Source organism: Enterovirga aerilata (genome assembly GCF_013044135.1).
GTDB classification, from domain to species: domain Bacteria; phylum Pseudomonadota; class Alphaproteobacteria; order Rhizobiales; family Beijerinckiaceae; genus Enterovirga; species Enterovirga aerilata.
In genome coordinates this window covers 737,939-753,196 of record NZ_JABEPP010000001.1, presented here as the reverse complement: position 1 = coordinate 753,196, position 15,258 = coordinate 737,939, and the positions used below count along the sequence as shown (strand labels likewise).

The following is a 15,258-nucleotide window of genomic DNA, read 5'->3' as shown; positions in this document are numbered from 1 at the left end:
AGGCCGACGGGTGGGGGCCCGCTCTCCATCCCCCTCCGTCCGTCGCTGCGCGACGGCCACCTCCCCCTTCAGGGGAGAATCAGCGCGGAGTTGCTTCCCCATGCCTTAACCGCCATGTTCACGATCTGATCACACCCATCGTGACCGGTCCGGGTTGAGCCTTTCCGAATGACGGCGCGCGTCGCCGAGATCCTGATCCCGCTCGCGCTGGACCAGACCTACAGCTACGCGGTGCCCGAGGACCTCCCGCTCGCGGAGGGAGATCTGGTCGCAGTGCCGCTCGGGCCGCGGGAGCGCTACGGCGTCGTCTGGTCGCTCCGCCATGGCGCGGGCGACAACTTCAAAACGGTTTCAGGCAGGTTCGACGTCCCGCCCATGCCGGCCGCGCTGCGCCGCCTCGTGGACTGGCTCGCCTGGTACACGCTGGCGCCCAAGGGCTCGGCGCTGGCGCTCGCCCTCAAGGTGCCGGTCGATGCGCCCGAGACGATCCGGATCGGCGTGCGGCTCGCCGGCCCGCCTCCGAAGCGCGTCACGCCCGCCCGCGCCCGCGTCCTGGAAGCCGCGACGGGCGGGCTGGTCCATACGAAGCGGCAGCTCGCCGACGCGGCGGGCGTCGGTGTCGGCGTCATCGACGGCCTCGTGGACGAAGGCACGCTCGAAACCGTCGCGCTCAGGGCCGAGCCCGTGGCGGAGCGGCCCGATCCGGATTTCGCGCGCCCCGCCCTGTCCGAGCGGCAGCGGGCCGCGGCCGAGGTGCTCGCCGCCGCCGTGGCGACCGCGGCACAGGATCAGGGGAGCGCAGGATCACGGCATCCTGTGATCCTGGTGGACGGCGTCACGGGATCGGGAAAGACCGAGGTCTATTTCGAGGCGATCGCGGCGGCGCTGCGCATGGGCCGCCAGGCCCTGATCCTCGCGCCCGAGATCGCGCTCACCTCCGCCTTCCTGGACCGTTTCGCCGAGCGGTTCGGGACGCGGCCCGCGGCCTGGCATTCCGGCGTCTCCGGGAGGCGGCGCGAGCGTGTCCTGACGGGCGTCGCCTCCGGCGAGGTCGCGGTCGTGGCGGGGGCCCGCTCAGCCCTCTTCCTCCCGTTCCGGGACCTGGGCCTCATCGTGGTCGACGAGGAGCACGAGGCCGCCTACAAGCAGGAGGACGGCGTCTGCTACCACACGCGCGACATGGCGATTGTGCGCGGCCGCTTCGAGAACGCGCCCGTCATCCTCGCCTCCGCGACGCCGTCGATCGAGACGCGCGTGAACGTGCAGCGCGGGCGCTTCTCCCGGGTCGCCCTGCCCGAGCGGTTCGGCGGCCGCGCGCTGCCCGACATCGAGGCGGTCGATCTCCGCCGCGATCCGCCCGAGCGCGGGACCTGGATGTCGCCGCGCCTCGTGGAGGAGCTGCGCAGGACAACCGAGGCCGGCGAGCAGGCGCTGCTCTTCCTCAACCGTCGCGGCTATGCCCCGCTCACCCTGTGCCGGGCCTGCGGCCACCGTTTCAGCTGCCCGAACTGCTCGGCCTGGCTCGTCGAGCACCGGTTCCGGCGCGCGCTCGTCTGCCACCATTGCGGCCATGCCGAGCGCGTGCCGGAGACCTGCCCGGCCTGCGGCGGGGTCGAGACGATCGTGCCCTGCGGCCCGGGGGTGGAGCGCATCGCCGAGGAGGCCGCACGCCTCTTCCCCGAGAAGCGCCGCATCGTGCTGTCGAGCGACTTTCCGGGCGGGACCGAGCGGCTGCGCAACGAGCTCGCCGCCATCGCGGCCGGCGAGGCCGACATCGTGATCGGCACCCAGCTCGTCGCCAAGGGGCACAATTTCCCGAACATGACGCTGGTCGGGGTGCTGGACGGCGATATCGGCCTGACCTCCGGCGATCCGCGTGCGGCGGAGCGCACCTTCCAGCTCCTGCAGCAGGTGACCGGGCGGGCCGGGCGCGGGACGAAGCCCGGCCGCGCCTTCGTCCAGACCTACCAGCCGGACCATCCCGTGATCGCGGCTCTGCTCTCGGGCGATGCCGAGCGCTTCTACCGCGAGGAGACGGCCGCGCGCGAAGCCGCCGGCATGCCGCCCTTCGGGCGCCTCGCGGCCCTGATCGTCTCGGCCGCCGACCGGGCGGAGGCGGAGGCCTTCGGGCGCGCCCTCGCCCGTGTGGCCGAGCCGCCGCCCGGCGTCATGGTACTCGGCCCGGCCGAGGCGCCGCTCGCGCTGATCCGCGGCCGCTACCGCTTCCGCCTCCTGGTGAAGGCCAGCCGCGAGACGAACCTGCAGGACTATCTCCGCCACTGGCTCATCCGGACCGGCAAGCCGCGCGGTTCCGTGCGGGTCGCCGTGGATGTCGACCCGATGAGCTTCCTGTAAGAAGGTCCGAGGAGCCCCGACCCGAATGGCCGAGATCATCAACCTGCGCCAGGCCCGCAAGGCGCGCGAACGCGCCGAAGCCGAGCGGCAGGCCGAGCGGAACCGCGCGAAGTTCGGCCTGACCAAGGCCGAGAAGAAGAAGCGCGATGCCAACGACAAGCTGTCCGCGGCCCGCCACGAGGGCCACCGGCTGAAGCGGACGGACAAGCCGGATGCAGGCTGAGGCCGGCAGGCTGAAGAAGCGCTCGCTGACCATCGCCGGCCACCGCACCAGCGTCTCGCTCGAGGAGCCGTTCTGGGACGCGCTCGGCCGGCTTGCCCAGGCGCGCGGCCTCTCCGTCCAGGCGCTCGTGGCCGAGATCGACCGGGCCCGCGGCGGAAGCAACCTGTCCTCCGCCATCCGGGTCCACGTGCTCGCCGCCTATGTGGCCCGCGCCGGCGAGGCACTCTGAGGCCGCCTCACGGTCGATTCACCATGTCGGGATACCGCCGCGGGACGGCCGCATTCCTTTATGCTTCGTTCAGCCGCTAGCTCGACTTTGAGCGTCGGGCTCGCGCCGGCTTCCGGAGCGGCTCGGATGCGGCCGCCTGCCGGCGCGACCGAAAGGAGTCGAGAGCGATGCGCATACCCTATCTTCCCCCGGCCCTCGGGCTCGTTGCCTGCCTTGCGAGCGCGAGCCCGAGCCTGTCGGCCAATCCCGATTTCGACATCACGGGCACCTGGGCGGCCGAGGGCAAGGCCTGCTCGGAGGCGCAGCTCTTCGTCGAGTTCGACGGCCGCGACGTCCTCGCCTATTCGGGCCCGGCTGGGAAGGCGCGCGTCGCGGCCGACTACTCGACCGCCTTCGCGGGCGACCGGCTGACCGTGAACCTGACCAAGGCGGATTCGCGCGAGGGCGACGAATGGCGCTTCATTCTCGACGGCTCCAACAGGATGCGGCTCGATTCCGCCTTCTTCGCTCCGGCCGGCACGACCGGCGGGCTCATGAAGCTGACGCGCTGCCCGCGCGCCTGATCAGCCGCCCGAGGCCGCCCCGCCCTGCGCGGGCGGCCTGATATCGACCGGGGGCGCGAGGAGCGGCCCGCCCGGCCCGTCGGCCGGCCGCGCGCCGCCCATGATCTGCTCGGCGTCGCGCCGGGCCCGCTCGGCCTCCTCCCGCTGCCGCGCGAGCCGCGCCGCCTCCTCGGCCGCCGCGCGCCGCGCTCGGTCCATCTCGACCCGCGAATTGATCCGCATCCGCTCTGCCGCGTCGAGTTCGAAGGTCTCGATGCGGTCGAGCTCGCGCGTGAGCACCACGGAGGCGAGGCCGTTGGAGAGCGGCCCGACATCGAGCGTGCGCGCCGCCCGGCCGAGCGGCCCGGCCCAGCCGAGCGTCAGATAGGGCGCCGAGCCCGACCAGTTGCGGGGCGGCGCCTTCGCGGTGAGCGTGCCGCGGATGTCGAGGCTGAGCGTGCGGAGATCGAGCGCGGCCGATCCCTGCCAGGTCGCCGCGCCAGCATCCGCCACGAGAGGCGAGATGCGCAGGCCGCCGGACACGAAGGTGGCCTGGCCCATGGCCTTGACGACCCTGAGCGGCGCCCGGTCGAGCTCCTCGGCCGCGATGGCCTGGAGCCGCGCCGGGACCAGCGTGTCGTCGCCGCGCAGCGCGCGCTGGACGGTGCGTCCGATCGCCTCCGGATCGGCACCGGCGAGTTCCAGCTCCTCGAACTCCGCGGCGCCCGCGCCGCCCAGACTGGCCACGATGCCGGCGAGGCTCTCGCCCGATCCGCCGAAGCGAAGATTGCCGCTGATCCGCCCCTGCCGGACGGGACGGCCGACGAGATCCGGGAGCGAGGCCCCCGTCACCGTGCCCTCGCCGATGAGGGAGGCGAGCCCTCCCTGGCGGTTCACGCTGAGCGTCCCCGACAGCCGGCCGCCCAGGAACGCGCCCCCGAAATCCCGTATGGCGAAGCCGTCCGGGGTCGTCGCCAGCGTGAACTCGGCGCGCTGCGCCGCGAGCCCCCGCCCGAGATCGGCCGTGACCGCCCGCACGGCGACCGTACCGCCGACCGGCAGGTTCGGCGCATTCGGGAAGCGGGCGGCCGCCCACGGAGAGCCGGCGGGCGCCTCGGGGAGGCTGCCGAGCGCGAGAACCGAGGCGATCCAGGGCAGCGAGACCTGGCCGAGCAGCACGCGGCCGGAGACCTCGCGCAGGCTCGGGCCGGACAGGTCCGCGTCCACGACGCTTTCCCCCACGTGACCGGTCAGCTCCACCCGGGCCGCGCCTTCGCGGCGCCCGACGCGAAGCTTCACGTCGGCATCGACCGGCCCGGCCGCGCGCTGACCGATCGCCGGGAGGAGCGGCGCGATGTCGGCGGAGGAGAGCTGCGCTTCCCCGCTTTCGACCGCCGTGTCGCGAGGCGACAGGCCGAAGGGTTCGACCGTCGCGATGCGCAGTCCGGCGACGTCGCCCGCCAGGCGCATCGCGAGCCGCCCCGAGGCGTCCCGCCCGCCCTTCAGCTCGAGGCGCGCCGGGCGCGCGAGCGCGGGCGTGCCGAACCAGGCCCCGGCCTGTTCCGCCGTGAGCGTTGCGGAGATCTCCGCGACCCTTCCCTCGGCGGAGGTGATCTCCGCCTCGAGCCCGCCGCCTCCGGCGGAGCCGGAGACCTTCGTGACCAGCGCCGGCTCGGTCCCAGCAGCGGCAGGCGCCCGGGAGGCGAGCACGGCCGCATCCAGCGGGGCTTCGCGCAGGAATGGGGGCACGAGCTCGGCGAGGCCGCCCAGGGCGGCCCGCCCCACGAGGTCGATCAGCGGCGCGGCCCTCCTGGCCCGGAGACGCCCGCCGATGCGCCCGCTGCCGTCAGCCGTGATGCGGCCGCGCAGGCTCGCATTGGCGCCCGCGAGGTCGGTGATCTCCAGGAGGTCGATCGTGAGGCTCTGGCCCTCGGACGCGAACCGCGCCGCGACGCGCCCGCCCCGCTCGCCGACCCCGTACCCGACATTGCGGGCGTCGAGGATGAGGCCGAGATCGATCGCCCGGCCGGCATCGAAGAGCCCGGTGAGCTGCGGCAGGGCGTCGAGATCGAGCCCTTGGATCGCGACCTGCGCGTCGATCCTGGCGCGGGAGGCCGCCTCGGCGGCCGTGTAGCGGAGGGCGCCGGTCAATGTCGCGTCGCCGAGCCGGACCTGGAGGTTGCGGAGCGAGGCGACGGGATTGGCGGCCGTGATATCGGCCGAGGCCTCGAGCGCGCGCCCGGCGAGCGCGTCCCCGGAGAAGTCCGGGATACCGAACCGGCCGAGATAGGCCGCGAGCCTATCGGCCGAACGGGCGGACAGCGTGACCCGGCCATGGCCGCCGCCCCCCATGGCGAGCGACACCTCGCCGCTGGCGGACACGCGCGTCTGTCCGGGCGCGGTAAAGTCGAGCCGGTCGATGCCGATGCGGTCGCCGGCGAGCGTCGTCCGCGCCGATATCCCCGTCAGCTCCTCGCCGCCGAGCGCCAGACCGTCCAGGCGGAGCGACAGGTCGAGCGGCATGTCCGGCTGCGGCCGCCAGCGGCGGCGCAGCTCCTCGGAAGCTTCCCGGTAGGCGGCCGCGAGCCCGTCCCAGTCGAGGCGCCGCCCCTCCAGCGCGAGGGTGAGGCGCCCCGCATCGAGCGCGATCTCGCCCGTGCCGCCGAGCCGGAGCGTGGAGGCGCCCTCCCCCGCCTCGACCGAGACGCTGTCCAGCGTCGCGAGCCGGCCCGCGGTCTTGAACCCGGTCGAGACCGTGTAGGGAACGGGCACCGCCTCGCGCGCGCCCACCAGGCGGGCGGTCCCCTCCAGGCGCGGCAGATGGACGTCGCCGGGGCCGCGGTCGAGGAACATGCGGGCGTCGAGGGCGAGCCGGGGCAGGCCCTCGCCCTCCGTCGAGAGCTTCACGTTGGTCGGCCCGGAGAGCGCGATCTCGCCGGTGACGAGGCTGAAGCGGACCCCGCCGGCGAGACCTTCCGCCCGCCACGGCCCGGCGAGCGACTGCGACTGCAGCCGCACCTGCTCCGCATAGCCCTGGTCGGTCCGGCCCGTCTGCGGGTCGACCGTCGTGAGGAGAAGCTGGCCGACGGCGAGGTCCTCGAAGACCCAGGTGCGTCGCAGGGTGTCCTCGGAGAGCAGCGCGCGCGGGATGCGCCAGTCGCCCCCCGCTCCCGCCGGCAGCTTCAGCTCCAGCCGCTCGACCCGGCTCTGGAGGAAGCGAACCTCGCCCGAGAGGAGTGGCGTCAGCGCGACCTCGGCATCGACATGCCGCGCATGGAGCGAGGCGTCCTCGGCCGCGCCGTCGCCGACCCGAAGCCCTTCCACGGCGAGCCGGGGCGTCGGCAGCAGGCGGAGGTCGATGGCGCCGTCGGTCCGCACCGCGAGCCCCGTCGCGCGGGACAGCGCCGCGTCGACATAGGCGCGCTGGCTCCGCCAGTCCACGAAGGGTGGCACCGCCATCGCCGCGACCAGGGCCAGGATGACGATCCCGGCCAGGACGGTCAGCAGGTCGCGCAAGCGCCGGGCCCCCGCCGATCAGCCGTTCATGCGCCCACGATCTTGCCCGGATTCATGATGTCGTCCGGGTCGATCGAGCGCTTGAGGAGGCGCATGAGCCCGAGCGCGCTCTCGCCATGCTCGGCCTTCAGGTACTTCATCTTGCCCTGGCCGACCCCGTGCTCGCCCGTGCAGGTGCCCTCCATGGCGATAGCCCGCTCGACGAGCCGGTGCATGAAGTCCTCGGCCATCCTCACCTCGGCAGGGTCCTCCAGCATCACCAGGGGCATGACGTGGAAGTTGCCGTCTCCGACATGGCCGGCGATCGGCGCGACCATCCCGTGCTCCTCGATGTCGCGCTTGGTCTCGGCGAGGCATTCGGCGAGGCGCGAGATCGGGACGCAGACGTCGCTCGCGACGCCCTTCGCGCCCGGACGCAGCCCCAGCGACGCCCAATAGACGTCGTGCCGGGCCTGCCAGAGCCGCGAGCGCTCTTCCGCCCTGGTGGCCCATTCGAAGTTGCCGCCCCTGTACTCGGCGCAGATCTCGCCGAAGCGCTCGGCCTGCTCCTTCACCCCGGCATCGGTGCCGTGGAACTCGAAGAGGAGCAGCGGGGTCTCGGGGAGGGTGAGCCTGGAATAGGCGTTCACCGCCCTCACCTGCACCTCGTCGAGAAGCTCGATGCGGGCGATGGGCAGCCCGGACTGGATGGTGACGATCACCGCGTCGCAGGCATCCTTCACCGTCGGGAAGGAGCAGATGCCGGCCGAGATCGCCTCGGGGATCCCGTGCAGCTTCAGGGTGATCTCCGTCACGATCCCGAGCGTCCCCTCCGCGCCGACGAACAGGCGCGTGAGGTCGTAGCCGGCCGAGCTCTTCCGCGCCCGCGTGCCCGTCTTCACGACCGAGCCGTCCGGCGTCACCACGGTGAGCGCGAGGACGTTGTCCTTCATGGTGCCGTAGCGGACAGCATTGGTCCCCGAGGCGCGGGTCGAGACCATGCCGCCGAGCGAGGCATCGGCGCCCGGATCGATCGGGAAGAAGAGCCCGGTATCGCGGAGCTGCTCGTTCAGCTCCTTGCGGGTGATGCCCGGCTCGACCACGCAGTCGAGGTCCTCCGGATGCACGGCGACGAGCCGCTTCATCAGGCTCAGGTCGACCGACACGCCGCCAAAGGGGGCGTTGAGGTGGCCCTCGAGCGAGGTCCCGGTGCCGAAGGGGATCACGGGCACCCGCCGCGCCGCGCAGAGGCGGACGATCTCGGCCACCTCCTCGGCGCTCTCGGGCAGCACGACGATGTCCGGCGGCTGGTTGGCGAGCCACGTCGTGGTGTGGGCGTGCTGCTGGCGCACGGCGAGGCTGGTGACGACGCGGTTGCCGAAGCGCTTCGTCAGCTCGCCCGTGAGATCGGCGATGCTTGCCTCGTCCGGGCGCAGGCGCTGCGCTGGCCGAATGGGTGTGGCGACATTCATCACGGGCGTCCGGGCGAGGCGGCGATCAGGCCGGAATATAGCGCCCGGAGCCTAGCAGACGTGGCCGGGGCGCAACACTGTCGGCCCTCTCGCGCCGGCTGCGGCGGTTCGGCTCGCTACGCGGGACCGGACGCTTGGCCCGGCCGCCGCCATCGTGTGTAGCTGGAGGAAGCAGGAGGAACCCGTGCCGCCGGTCCAAGAGGAACAAGTCGTCGCGGAACAAGTCGTCGCGGAGCCCGTCTTCGTCTTCGCCCCGTTCGTGGCCTCGCCCGTGCGGGTCGAGCCCGGCTGGATCGACTATAACGGCCACATGAACATGGCCTATTACCACGTGCTCTTCGACCGGGCGGTGGACGAGGCCTTCGAGGTGGTGGGACTCGGGCCCGACTACCTGGCGAGCCGCAACGCCTCCTATTTCACGGCCGAGCTGCACACGACCTATCTCCGCGAGCTCCCGGCCGAGGCGGTGACCCGCACCACCGTCAGGATCGTCGACTTCGACGAGAAGCGGGTGCACGCCTATTTCGAGGCGCACCAGCTCGAGGAGGGCTGGGTCGCCGCCACCTGCGAGCAGCTCTTCCTCCATGTGGACATGACGACGCGCCGCGTGGCGCCGTTTCCCGAGGACATCCTGGCGCGGCTCGAGGCCGTGAAGGCCGTGCACGACCGCCTCCCCCGGCCGCAAGCCCTAGGGCGCAGCGTCGGGATCAAGGCGGGGCGGGTCGGCGCGGCCGGGTAGCGCTCAGCGGATCGCCGGGGCCACCGGCGGCGCGACCACCGGCGGGGGTGCCGAGCGGATCGCGTTCTCGTTGCGCAGCGAGTTGATCTCGAACTGGTTCTGCTGCGTCTGGATGCGCGACCGGCTCTGCGCGTTCAGCGAGTTGTTGATCGCGTTCGACTGCGCCTCGGAGCGGCTGGTCTCGGGCAGGCGCTCGATCTGCGCGAAGGCCGGGGCTGCCGCGAGCGCGGCCGCCGCGACGCCCATCATTATGAACCGCATGCTGCTCTCCTGAGCCGGTGCCCCGTCCCCATATGGGGCTCAACACCGTCGCGCTCCATCGGTTCGCGGTGGACTTCGCGAACACCGCGGCGGGCCGCGACCCTGCGCGCCTCGACGGCGTTCGCGATTTGATCCAGAGATGGGACGATGAATCGCGCCAGCGCCCTCCCCGCGCCCGACTTCGTCGAGCAACAGCCGGACGAGCCCCGCCGTCCCAGCCTGTCGGAACGGGCGCGCGCCGCCGTGGCGCCGCCCGCCGCCGGACCTGGCGGCTACATGGCCGGGCTGAACCCCGAACAGCGCCAGGCCGTGGAGGCGACGGAAGGGCCGGTTCTCGTGCTTGCCGGCGCCGGCACCGGCAAGACGCGGGTGCTGACGACCCGGATCGCGCACCTGATCGCGACCGGGAAGGCATGGCCATCCAACATCCTGGCCGTGACCTTCACCAACAAGGCGGCGCGCGAGATGAAGGAGCGCATCGCGGCCCTGGTGGGACCCGCGGGCGAAGGCATGCCCTGGCTCGGCACCTTCCACGCGATCGGCACCAAGGTCCTGCGCCGCCATGCCGAACTCGTCGGGCTCCGCTCGGACTTCACCATCCTCGGCGTGGACGACCAGCTCCGGCTGCTCAAGCAGGTCATCACGGCGGACGGGATCGACGAGAAGCGCTGGCCGGCGCGCGCGCTGGCTTCCTTCATCGACGGCTGGAAGAACCGCGGCCTGCAGCCGAAGGAGGTGCCCCCGGGCGAGGCCGCCTCGTTCGCCAATGGCCGCGGCGCCGCACTCTACACGGCCTACCAGGAGCGGCTGAAGACGCTGAACGCGGTCGATTTCGGCGACCTCCTGCTCGAATGCCTGCGGCTGTGGCGCGACAATCCGGACGTGCTTGAGCAGTACCACAACCGCTTCCGCTACATCCTTGTGGACGAGTACCAGGACACGAACGTCGCGCAGTATCTGTGGCTTCGGCTGCTCGCCCAGGCGCGAAAGAACCTGTGCTGCGTCGGCGACGACGACCAGTCGATCTATGGCTGGCGCGGCGCCGAGGTCGACAACATCCTGCGCTTCGAGCACGATTTTCCGGGCGCGACCGTGATCCGGCTGGAGCGCAACTACCGCTCGACCGGGCACATCCTGGCCGCCGCCTCGGGCCTGATCGCCAGGAACCAGGACCGGCTCGGCAAGACGCTGCATACCGAGGACGAGCCCGGCGACAAGGTGACGATCACGGGCGCCTGGGATTCCGAGGAGGAGGCGCGGCTGATCTCGGAGGAGATCGAGGCGATCCAGGCCAGGAAGGAGAGGCTCTCCGAGGTCGCGGTGCTGGTGCGCATCTCGGCCCAGATGCGCGAGCTCGAGGACCGCTTCGTCCAGCTCGGCCTGCCCTACCGGGTGATCGGCGGCCCGCGCTTCTACGAGCGGGCCGAGATCCGCGACGCGCTCGCCTATCTGCGTGCGACCGCGCAGCCGGCGGACGACCTCGCCTTCGAGCGCATCCTGAACGTGCCGAAGCGCGGCCTCGGCGAGGCCTGCCTGCAGCGGCTGCACGCCCATGCGCGCGCCGCGCGCGTGCCCCTGATGCAGGCCGCGCGCTACCTCGCCGAATCAGACGAGATGAAGCCGAAGCCGCGCAAGGCGCTGCGCGACCTGATGGCCTCCTTCGACCGCTGGCGCTCGCTCATGGACCGCACCGCGCATCACGACCTCGCGGCGCAGATCCTGGAGGAATCCGGCTACACGGATATGTGGCAGAAGGAAAAGTCGGCCGATGCCGCCGGGCGGCTCGACAACCTCAAGGAGCTGGTGCGCTCCATGGAGGAGTTCCCGGACCTCGCCGCCTTCCTCGAGCACATCTCGCTCGTCATGGACGCGAACGAGACCGAGGGCCAGGACCGCGTCTCGATCATGACGCTCCATGCCGCCAAGGGGCTCGAATTCGACACGGTGTTCCTGCCCGGCTGGGAGGAGGGCCTGTTCCCGAACCAGCGCGCGCTCGACGAGAACGGCCGCGCCGGTCTCGAGGAGGAGCGCCGCCTCGCCCATGTCGGGCTGACGAGGGCCAAGAAGCGCGCCAGGATCTACTTCGCCACGAACCGGCGCGTGCACGGGCTGTGGAACACGACCGTGCCCTCCCGTTTCATCGACGAATTGCCGGAGGCCCATGTCGAGGTGACGGAGGCGCCCGCCGCCTATTCTGCCGGCCGCGCCTCGCGCTTCGAGGGCATGACGCCGTTCGGTTCGAGCTACGCGACGCCGGGCTGGCAGCGCGCCCAGGCGCGCGCCGCCTCGGGCGGCGGGTTCGGCGCGAGCCAGTGGACGCAGGCCGCCGGCATGGCGGACGAGGACAGCCGCGGCGGCTTCTCGGACGACGGCTATTCCGGCCGCTGGGGCGATGGCAGCAGCCGCTCTCGCTACAACGAGGGCTTCGGCACCTCGACGCGCGGCCCGCGCAAGGGCCCCGGCGGCCGCAGCGGCCCGATGCTGATCGAGGGCGAGATCCTGGCGAAATCCACCGGCGCCCCCTCCGCCTACGAGATCGGCAACCGCGTCCTGCACCTGAAATTCGGCCCCGGCACCGTGGCGGCAATCGACGGCAACAAGCTCACGGTCGATTTCGACAAGGCCGGCCGGAAGATGGTGCTGGACAGCTTTGTGGAGCGGGCGGGGTGAATCGCATTGCGTTCCGCTCGGTCCCGGGACCGAGCGGCGGTTGCCGCGAGGGCATCCGTCTCACCTCCTAGCCTGCCGGCAGGCTGAGCCCGAAGCCGAGCGCGAGGCTTGCCAGGAACGACCACGCGGCTTCGTCGAACCCGGTGAGATGCGGCGCGAAGGGGCTTTGCCCCTGCAGAAACGCGAGCGCGAGCGAGGCGAACCCGGCCACGAGCAGCAGCGCCGCGAGGGCCGCCGGAAACGTCCCAGGTGGAGCAAGGCTCGCGAAGCAGGTGCAGAAGGCCACGATCATGGCCCAGCGATGTACGGTCTCCCGGTTGCGCTCCTCGGGCCTGCGGCGATCGTGAGGGCCGCGGAACAGCCGGAGGGAGCTACGCCAGTCGCCGGGATTGAACGCCGTCATCCCGCACGCCTCCGAAACGCTCGCCGACGCTCGCCCCGTATCGTCTCGAGCGCGGCCCGATACTCGCCCGCCGCGAGCGCGTCGATGACGGCGTCCGCACGCGATTCGGCCGCGATCTCGGCAGGAAGCCCGCCCTTCGCGAGCTGCTCGATGGCAAGCGCGTCACGCGCCCAGGACAGGAGCAGCGCACGCTTCTCGTCCGGCCACAGATCGGGGTCGCAGGCGACCTCGCGCGGGCTCGCGTAGAACTCGGCCGGATGGGCGAGCGCCTCGGCGAGCGGCGGCCGGGGCCGCCGCCCGCCGGCGAAGCCGGCCGGCCGAGCCGGGCTCGGTACGACGCCCGTCTCTCCGGACATGTTCAGGCCCTCCGCCCCGCGTAAGGGACCTCGCCCGGACGCCCGGGCCGGTCCGAAGCGGGCACGGAACTCCGCCTCACGACTTCGCGGCCGAGGAACCGGACGCCCCGGCGCCGCCGATCGGGATGCGCTTGGCCCGCTCCTCGGCCTTGGCCGATTTCGGCAGCGTGATGCTCAGGACGCCATTCCTGAAGCCGGCCTGCGCCCTGCTCTCGTCCACCTCGAAGGGCAGCGAGAGGCTGCGCTCGAAGCGGCCATAGTAGCGCTCGCTGAAATGCTTGTCCTTGTCCTCCGTCTCCGAGCGCTTCTCGCCCCGGATGGTCAGGACGTCGCCGTCGACCGTGACCTCGACATCCTTCTCTTCGAGGCCCGGCAGCTCGGCGGAGACGCGCACCTCGTTGTCGTTCGCGGTCACCTCCAGGCTCGGCCAGGACGCTCCGCGCCCGAACACGGACGGGATGCTGCCGTCGAAGCCCTTGAAGACGTCATCGAAGAGCCGGTTTACCTCGCGATGGAGCGCGAAGAAGGGGGTGAGCTCGCCGCCGCCCGCCCGTTCGGACGGAAGCGGCGAGCGCGTGCGACCCCAAGGCATGAGATCCCTGACTGCCATTCTGTCCTCCTGTGCTGCTGCGAGATGGGTCCCACGGGCGGGGCGCCCGCGGGACGATCGCCCAAGGTCAGGCCGCCTTGGCGATCCCGATCTGGGGCTGGGCGGCGTTGTCCTGCCGGATGGCCTTCTGCCCGCCGGTTGCGATCTCGATCCGGCGCGGCTTCAGCGCCTCCGGCACTTCGCGCTTCATCTCGATGGTGAGCAGGCCGTTCTCCAGGTTCGCGGCCAGCACCTTCACATGGTCGGCAAGGTTGAAGCTCTGCTTGAACGAGCGGGTCGCGATCCCGCGATGCAGAACCTCCACGCCCTCGGGCTCGGGATGCTTCTGGCCCGAGACGACGAGCGTATTGCCCTGCTGGACCACCTGGATTTCAGACTCGCCGAACCCCGCCACCGCCATCGAGATGCGGTATTCGTCCTCGCCCGTCTTCTCGATGTTGTAGGGCGGCCAGCTCCCCATGCCCTCGGCGCGCGCGGCCTGCTGCAGCATGTCGAACAGCCGGTCGAAGCCGACCGTCGAGCGGTAGAGAGGCGTAAGATCGAAGCCCATAGCCATATCCTCCAATGAGCAACATGGATATGAGAGCGCCGGACACCCCCGGCGCCCGCTGCCAAGCCTCACAAGGCCTTGGCGGATAATGAGCTAGGTGCGGCCTGGCGGCTGTCAAGGGTATCGCGCCGGCCCCGCGGAGGGCCTTCGGAAGGACGGCGGCTATGTCGGTTGGCGACCCTTTCAAGCTTGCCCGCTTCCTTGCGGCGCAGGAATCCGTGTGGGAGCGGGCGCTTGCGGAGCTCGAGGCCGGGCAGAAGCGGAGCCACTGGATGTGGTTCGTCTTCCCGCAGCTCGCCGGGCTCGGGCATTCCCCGACCGCGCGCCTCTACGGCATTTCGGGGCTCGACGAGGCAAAGGCCTATCTCGCCCACCCGGTTCTAGGATCGCGGCTCATCGCCTGCACGCAGGCCGTCCTGGGCCTGGAAGGCCGCTCCCTCCGGCAGATCTTCGGCTCGCCCGACGACCTCAAGTTCCGCTCCTGCATGACGCTGTTCGACGCCGCGGCGGAAAGGCGGGAGGGCGCGTTCCGGGCGGCGCTCGGCCGCTATTGCGACGGCGATCCCGACCCGCGCACGCTGGAGCTGCTGCATCCGGGATAGCGGCGGCGCGCCTGCCGGGCCGCCCCGTTTGACAAGCGGGGCCGGATGGCCGAGCCTTGCCGCATGAACGCCCTGGCGCTCCTTCTCCGCCCGCTGCACCGGGCCGGTCGTCTCATCGCGGGCTCTTAGGCCCCGGATTCGGCGTTCCGTCGCGGCCGGATTCGGGGCCGCCCTCCACCAACGTCAATCGAGGTCTCGCGCGCCGCCCGAAGCGGCCGCAGGGCCCGTGCGCTCGCGACGCGCATCCACTCGACCCGGACTGAGAGGAACGGCACATGTCTCGACATCACACCGCGCGGAAGCCGCGCATCACGCTGAGCGCACAGGATTACGAAGCCCTGTCCCGCCTCGTCAGCTCGGCCGAGCACACGATGCCGGACGTGGCCGCCTTTCTGCAGGGCGAACTCGACCGCGCCCATGTGCTGCCGCGGGGCCGGCGCGCCCCGGGCCACGTCGCCATGGGCTCGCGGCTCTCGTACCGGGACGAGACCACCGGTCGGGTCCAGCACGTCACGCTCGTTCATCCGCCCGAGGCGGACATCTCGCAGGGCAGGGTCTCGGTGCTGACGCCGATCGGGGCCGCGCTGATCGGGCTCAAGGCGGGCGATGGCATCGATTGGACCACGCGCTCGGGCGACGTGCGGCATCTCACCGTGCTCGAGGTGGAGGACGAGACCGCCTCCCCCGCCGCGCCGGAAACGGCCCTTCCTGCCTGAACCGGCGAGGGAGCGCCGGCACTTGTGCCGGCCGC

Annotated in this window: 15 protein-coding genes; 8 read left to right on the top strand and 7 right to left on the bottom strand. The window is 71.9% G+C overall.

Annotation, left to right across the window (positions count from 1 at the left end; all coding sequences use genetic code 11):
* Nucleotides 1-168 precede the first annotated feature (168 nt).
* From HJG44_RS03730 to HJG44_RS03715, 4 genes are all read left to right on the top strand, one after another.
* The gene (locus tag HJG44_RS03730; RefSeq protein WP_171216961.1) at nucleotides 169-2,355 is read left to right on the top strand and encodes a primosomal protein N'; all 2,187 of its coding nucleotides are present in this window, start codon (nucleotides 169-171) and stop codon (nucleotides 2,353-2,355) included.
* A gap of 25 nt (nucleotides 2,356-2,380) precedes the next feature.
* On the top strand, nucleotides 2,381-2,578 hold the full coding sequence (locus tag HJG44_RS03725; protein ID WP_171216960.1) for a DUF4169 family protein: 198 nt from the start codon (nucleotides 2,381-2,383) through the stop codon (nucleotides 2,576-2,578).
* Nucleotides 2,568-2,807 (top strand): ribbon-helix-helix domain-containing protein, encoded by a 240-nt coding sequence (locus tag HJG44_RS03720; protein WP_171216959.1) that lies wholly within the window; start codon nucleotides 2,568-2,570, stop codon nucleotides 2,805-2,807. The genes HJG44_RS03725 and HJG44_RS03720 overlap by 11 nt, the downstream gene beginning before the upstream one ends.
* A 167-nt stretch (nucleotides 2,808-2,974) precedes the next feature.
* The gene (locus HJG44_RS03715) at nucleotides 2,975-3,370 is read left to right on the top strand and encodes a hypothetical protein (protein WP_171216958.1); all 396 of its coding nucleotides are present in this window, start codon (nucleotides 2,975-2,977) and stop codon (nucleotides 3,368-3,370) included.
* On the opposite strand, the gene HJG44_RS03710 is transcribed toward HJG44_RS03715, so the two are convergent.
* Nucleotides 3,371-6,865 (bottom strand): AsmA family protein, encoded by a 3,495-nt coding sequence (locus HJG44_RS03710; protein ID WP_171216957.1) that lies wholly within the window; start codon nucleotides 6,863-6,865, stop codon nucleotides 3,371-3,373.
* A 26-nt stretch (nucleotides 6,866-6,891) separates the two neighbouring features.
* Nucleotides 6,892-8,316, bottom strand: coding sequence for an FAD-binding oxidoreductase (locus HJG44_RS03705; RefSeq protein WP_171216956.1), 1,425 nt, complete (start codon nucleotides 8,314-8,316; stop codon nucleotides 6,892-6,894).
* 184 nt (nucleotides 8,317-8,500) lie between these two features.
* Here HJG44_RS03705 and HJG44_RS03700 point away from each other — a divergent pair, with 184 nt between their 5' ends.
* Nucleotides 8,501-9,055: a thioesterase family protein gene (locus HJG44_RS03700; RefSeq protein WP_171216955.1), complete on the top strand. Its 555-nt coding sequence runs from the start codon at nucleotides 8,501-8,503 to the stop codon at nucleotides 9,053-9,055.
* Between the two features lie 3 nt (nucleotides 9,056-9,058).
* On the opposite strand, the gene HJG44_RS03695 is transcribed toward HJG44_RS03700, so the two are convergent.
* A complete protein-coding gene (locus tag HJG44_RS03695; RefSeq protein ID WP_171216954.1) occupies nucleotides 9,059-9,316 on the bottom strand; it encodes a hypothetical protein in 258 nt (85 codons plus the stop codon).
* 147 nt (nucleotides 9,317-9,463) lie between these two features.
* On the opposite strand from HJG44_RS03695, the gene HJG44_RS03690 reads away from it, so the two are divergent.
* Complete coding sequence (locus tag HJG44_RS03690) at nucleotides 9,464-11,986, top strand: ATP-dependent helicase (RefSeq protein WP_171216953.1); 2,523 nt, start codon at nucleotides 9,464-9,466, stop codon at nucleotides 11,984-11,986.
* Between the two features lie 67 nt (nucleotides 11,987-12,053).
* Here HJG44_RS03690 and HJG44_RS03685 read toward each other — a convergent pair whose 3' ends face one another.
* The 4 genes from HJG44_RS03685 to HJG44_RS03670 form a co-directional block, all read right to left on the bottom strand.
* Nucleotides 12,054-12,389, bottom strand: coding sequence for a hypothetical protein (locus tag HJG44_RS03685; protein ID WP_171216952.1), 336 nt, complete (start codon nucleotides 12,387-12,389; stop codon nucleotides 12,054-12,056).
* Nucleotides 12,386-12,745 carry a hypothetical protein gene (locus tag HJG44_RS03680; RefSeq protein WP_171216951.1) on the bottom strand — a complete coding sequence of 120 codons (360 nt, stop codon included), beginning with the start codon at nucleotides 12,743-12,745 and terminating at the stop codon, nucleotides 12,386-12,388. Before HJG44_RS03680 ends, HJG44_RS03685 begins: the two co-directional genes overlap by 4 nt.
* A 76-nt stretch (nucleotides 12,746-12,821) precedes the next feature.
* On the bottom strand, nucleotides 12,822-13,355 hold the full coding sequence (locus HJG44_RS03675; RefSeq protein WP_171216950.1) for an Hsp20/alpha crystallin family protein: 534 nt from the start codon (nucleotides 13,353-13,355) through the stop codon (nucleotides 12,822-12,824).
* A 67-nt stretch (nucleotides 13,356-13,422) separates the two neighbouring features.
* A complete protein-coding gene (locus tag HJG44_RS03670; RefSeq protein WP_171216949.1) occupies nucleotides 13,423-13,911 on the bottom strand; it encodes an Hsp20 family protein in 489 nt (162 codons plus the stop codon).
* 158 nt (nucleotides 13,912-14,069) lie between these two features.
* Between HJG44_RS03670 and HJG44_RS03665 the strand changes: the two genes are divergently transcribed.
* Nucleotides 14,070-14,507, top strand: a complete 438-nt coding sequence (locus HJG44_RS03665; protein ID WP_171216948.1) for a DUF1810 domain-containing protein — start codon at nucleotides 14,070-14,072, stop codon at nucleotides 14,505-14,507.
* A gap of 275 nt (nucleotides 14,508-14,782) precedes the next feature.
* Nucleotides 14,783-15,223 (top strand): nucleoside diphosphate kinase regulator, encoded by a 441-nt coding sequence (gene rnk / locus HJG44_RS03660; protein WP_171216947.1) that lies wholly within the window; start codon nucleotides 14,783-14,785, stop codon nucleotides 15,221-15,223.
* Nucleotides 15,224-15,258: the final 35 nt, after the last annotated feature.

Excerpts from the sequence above, each read along its gene's own strand:
- HJG44_RS03730 (WP_171216961.1), top strand. The coding sequence starts at position 169 with ATGACGGCGCGCGTCGCCGAGATCCTGATCCCGCTCGCGCTGGACCAG.
- HJG44_RS03725 (WP_171216960.1), top strand. The coding sequence starts at position 2,381 with ATGGCCGAGATCATCAACCTGCGCCAGGCCCGCAAGGCGCGCGAACGC.
- HJG44_RS03720 (WP_171216959.1), top strand. The coding sequence starts at position 2,568 with ATGCAGGCTGAGGCCGGCAGGCTGAAGAAGCGCTCGCTGACCATCGCC.
- HJG44_RS03715 (WP_171216958.1), top strand. The coding sequence starts at position 2,975 with ATGCGCATACCCTATCTTCCCCCGGCCCTCGGGCTCGTTGCCTGCCTT.
- HJG44_RS03705 (WP_171216956.1), bottom strand. The coding sequence starts at position 8,316 with ATGAATGTCGCCACACCCATTCGGCCAGCGCAGCGCCTGCGCCCGGAC.
- HJG44_RS03695 (WP_171216954.1), bottom strand. The coding sequence starts at position 9,316 with ATGCGGTTCATAATGATGGGCGTCGCGGCGGCCGCGCTCGCGGCAGCC.
- HJG44_RS03690 (WP_171216953.1), top strand. The coding sequence starts at position 9,464 with ATGAATCGCGCCAGCGCCCTCCCCGCGCCCGACTTCGTCGAGCAACAG.
- HJG44_RS03685 (WP_171216952.1), bottom strand. The coding sequence starts at position 12,389 with ATGACGGCGTTCAATCCCGGCGACTGGCGTAGCTCCCTCCGGCTGTTC.
- HJG44_RS03680 (WP_171216951.1), bottom strand. The coding sequence starts at position 12,745 with ATGTCCGGAGAGACGGGCGTCGTACCGAGCCCGGCTCGGCCGGCCGGC.
- HJG44_RS03675 (WP_171216950.1), bottom strand. The coding sequence starts at position 13,355 with ATGGCAGTCAGGGATCTCATGCCTTGGGGTCGCACGCGCTCGCCGCTT.
- HJG44_RS03670 (WP_171216949.1), bottom strand. The coding sequence starts at position 13,911 with ATGGCTATGGGCTTCGATCTTACGCCTCTCTACCGCTCGACGGTCGGC.
- HJG44_RS03665 (WP_171216948.1), top strand. The coding sequence starts at position 14,070 with ATGTCGGTTGGCGACCCTTTCAAGCTTGCCCGCTTCCTTGCGGCGCAG.
- rnk (WP_171216947.1), top strand. The coding sequence starts at position 14,783 with ATGTCTCGACATCACACCGCGCGGAAGCCGCGCATCACGCTGAGCGCA.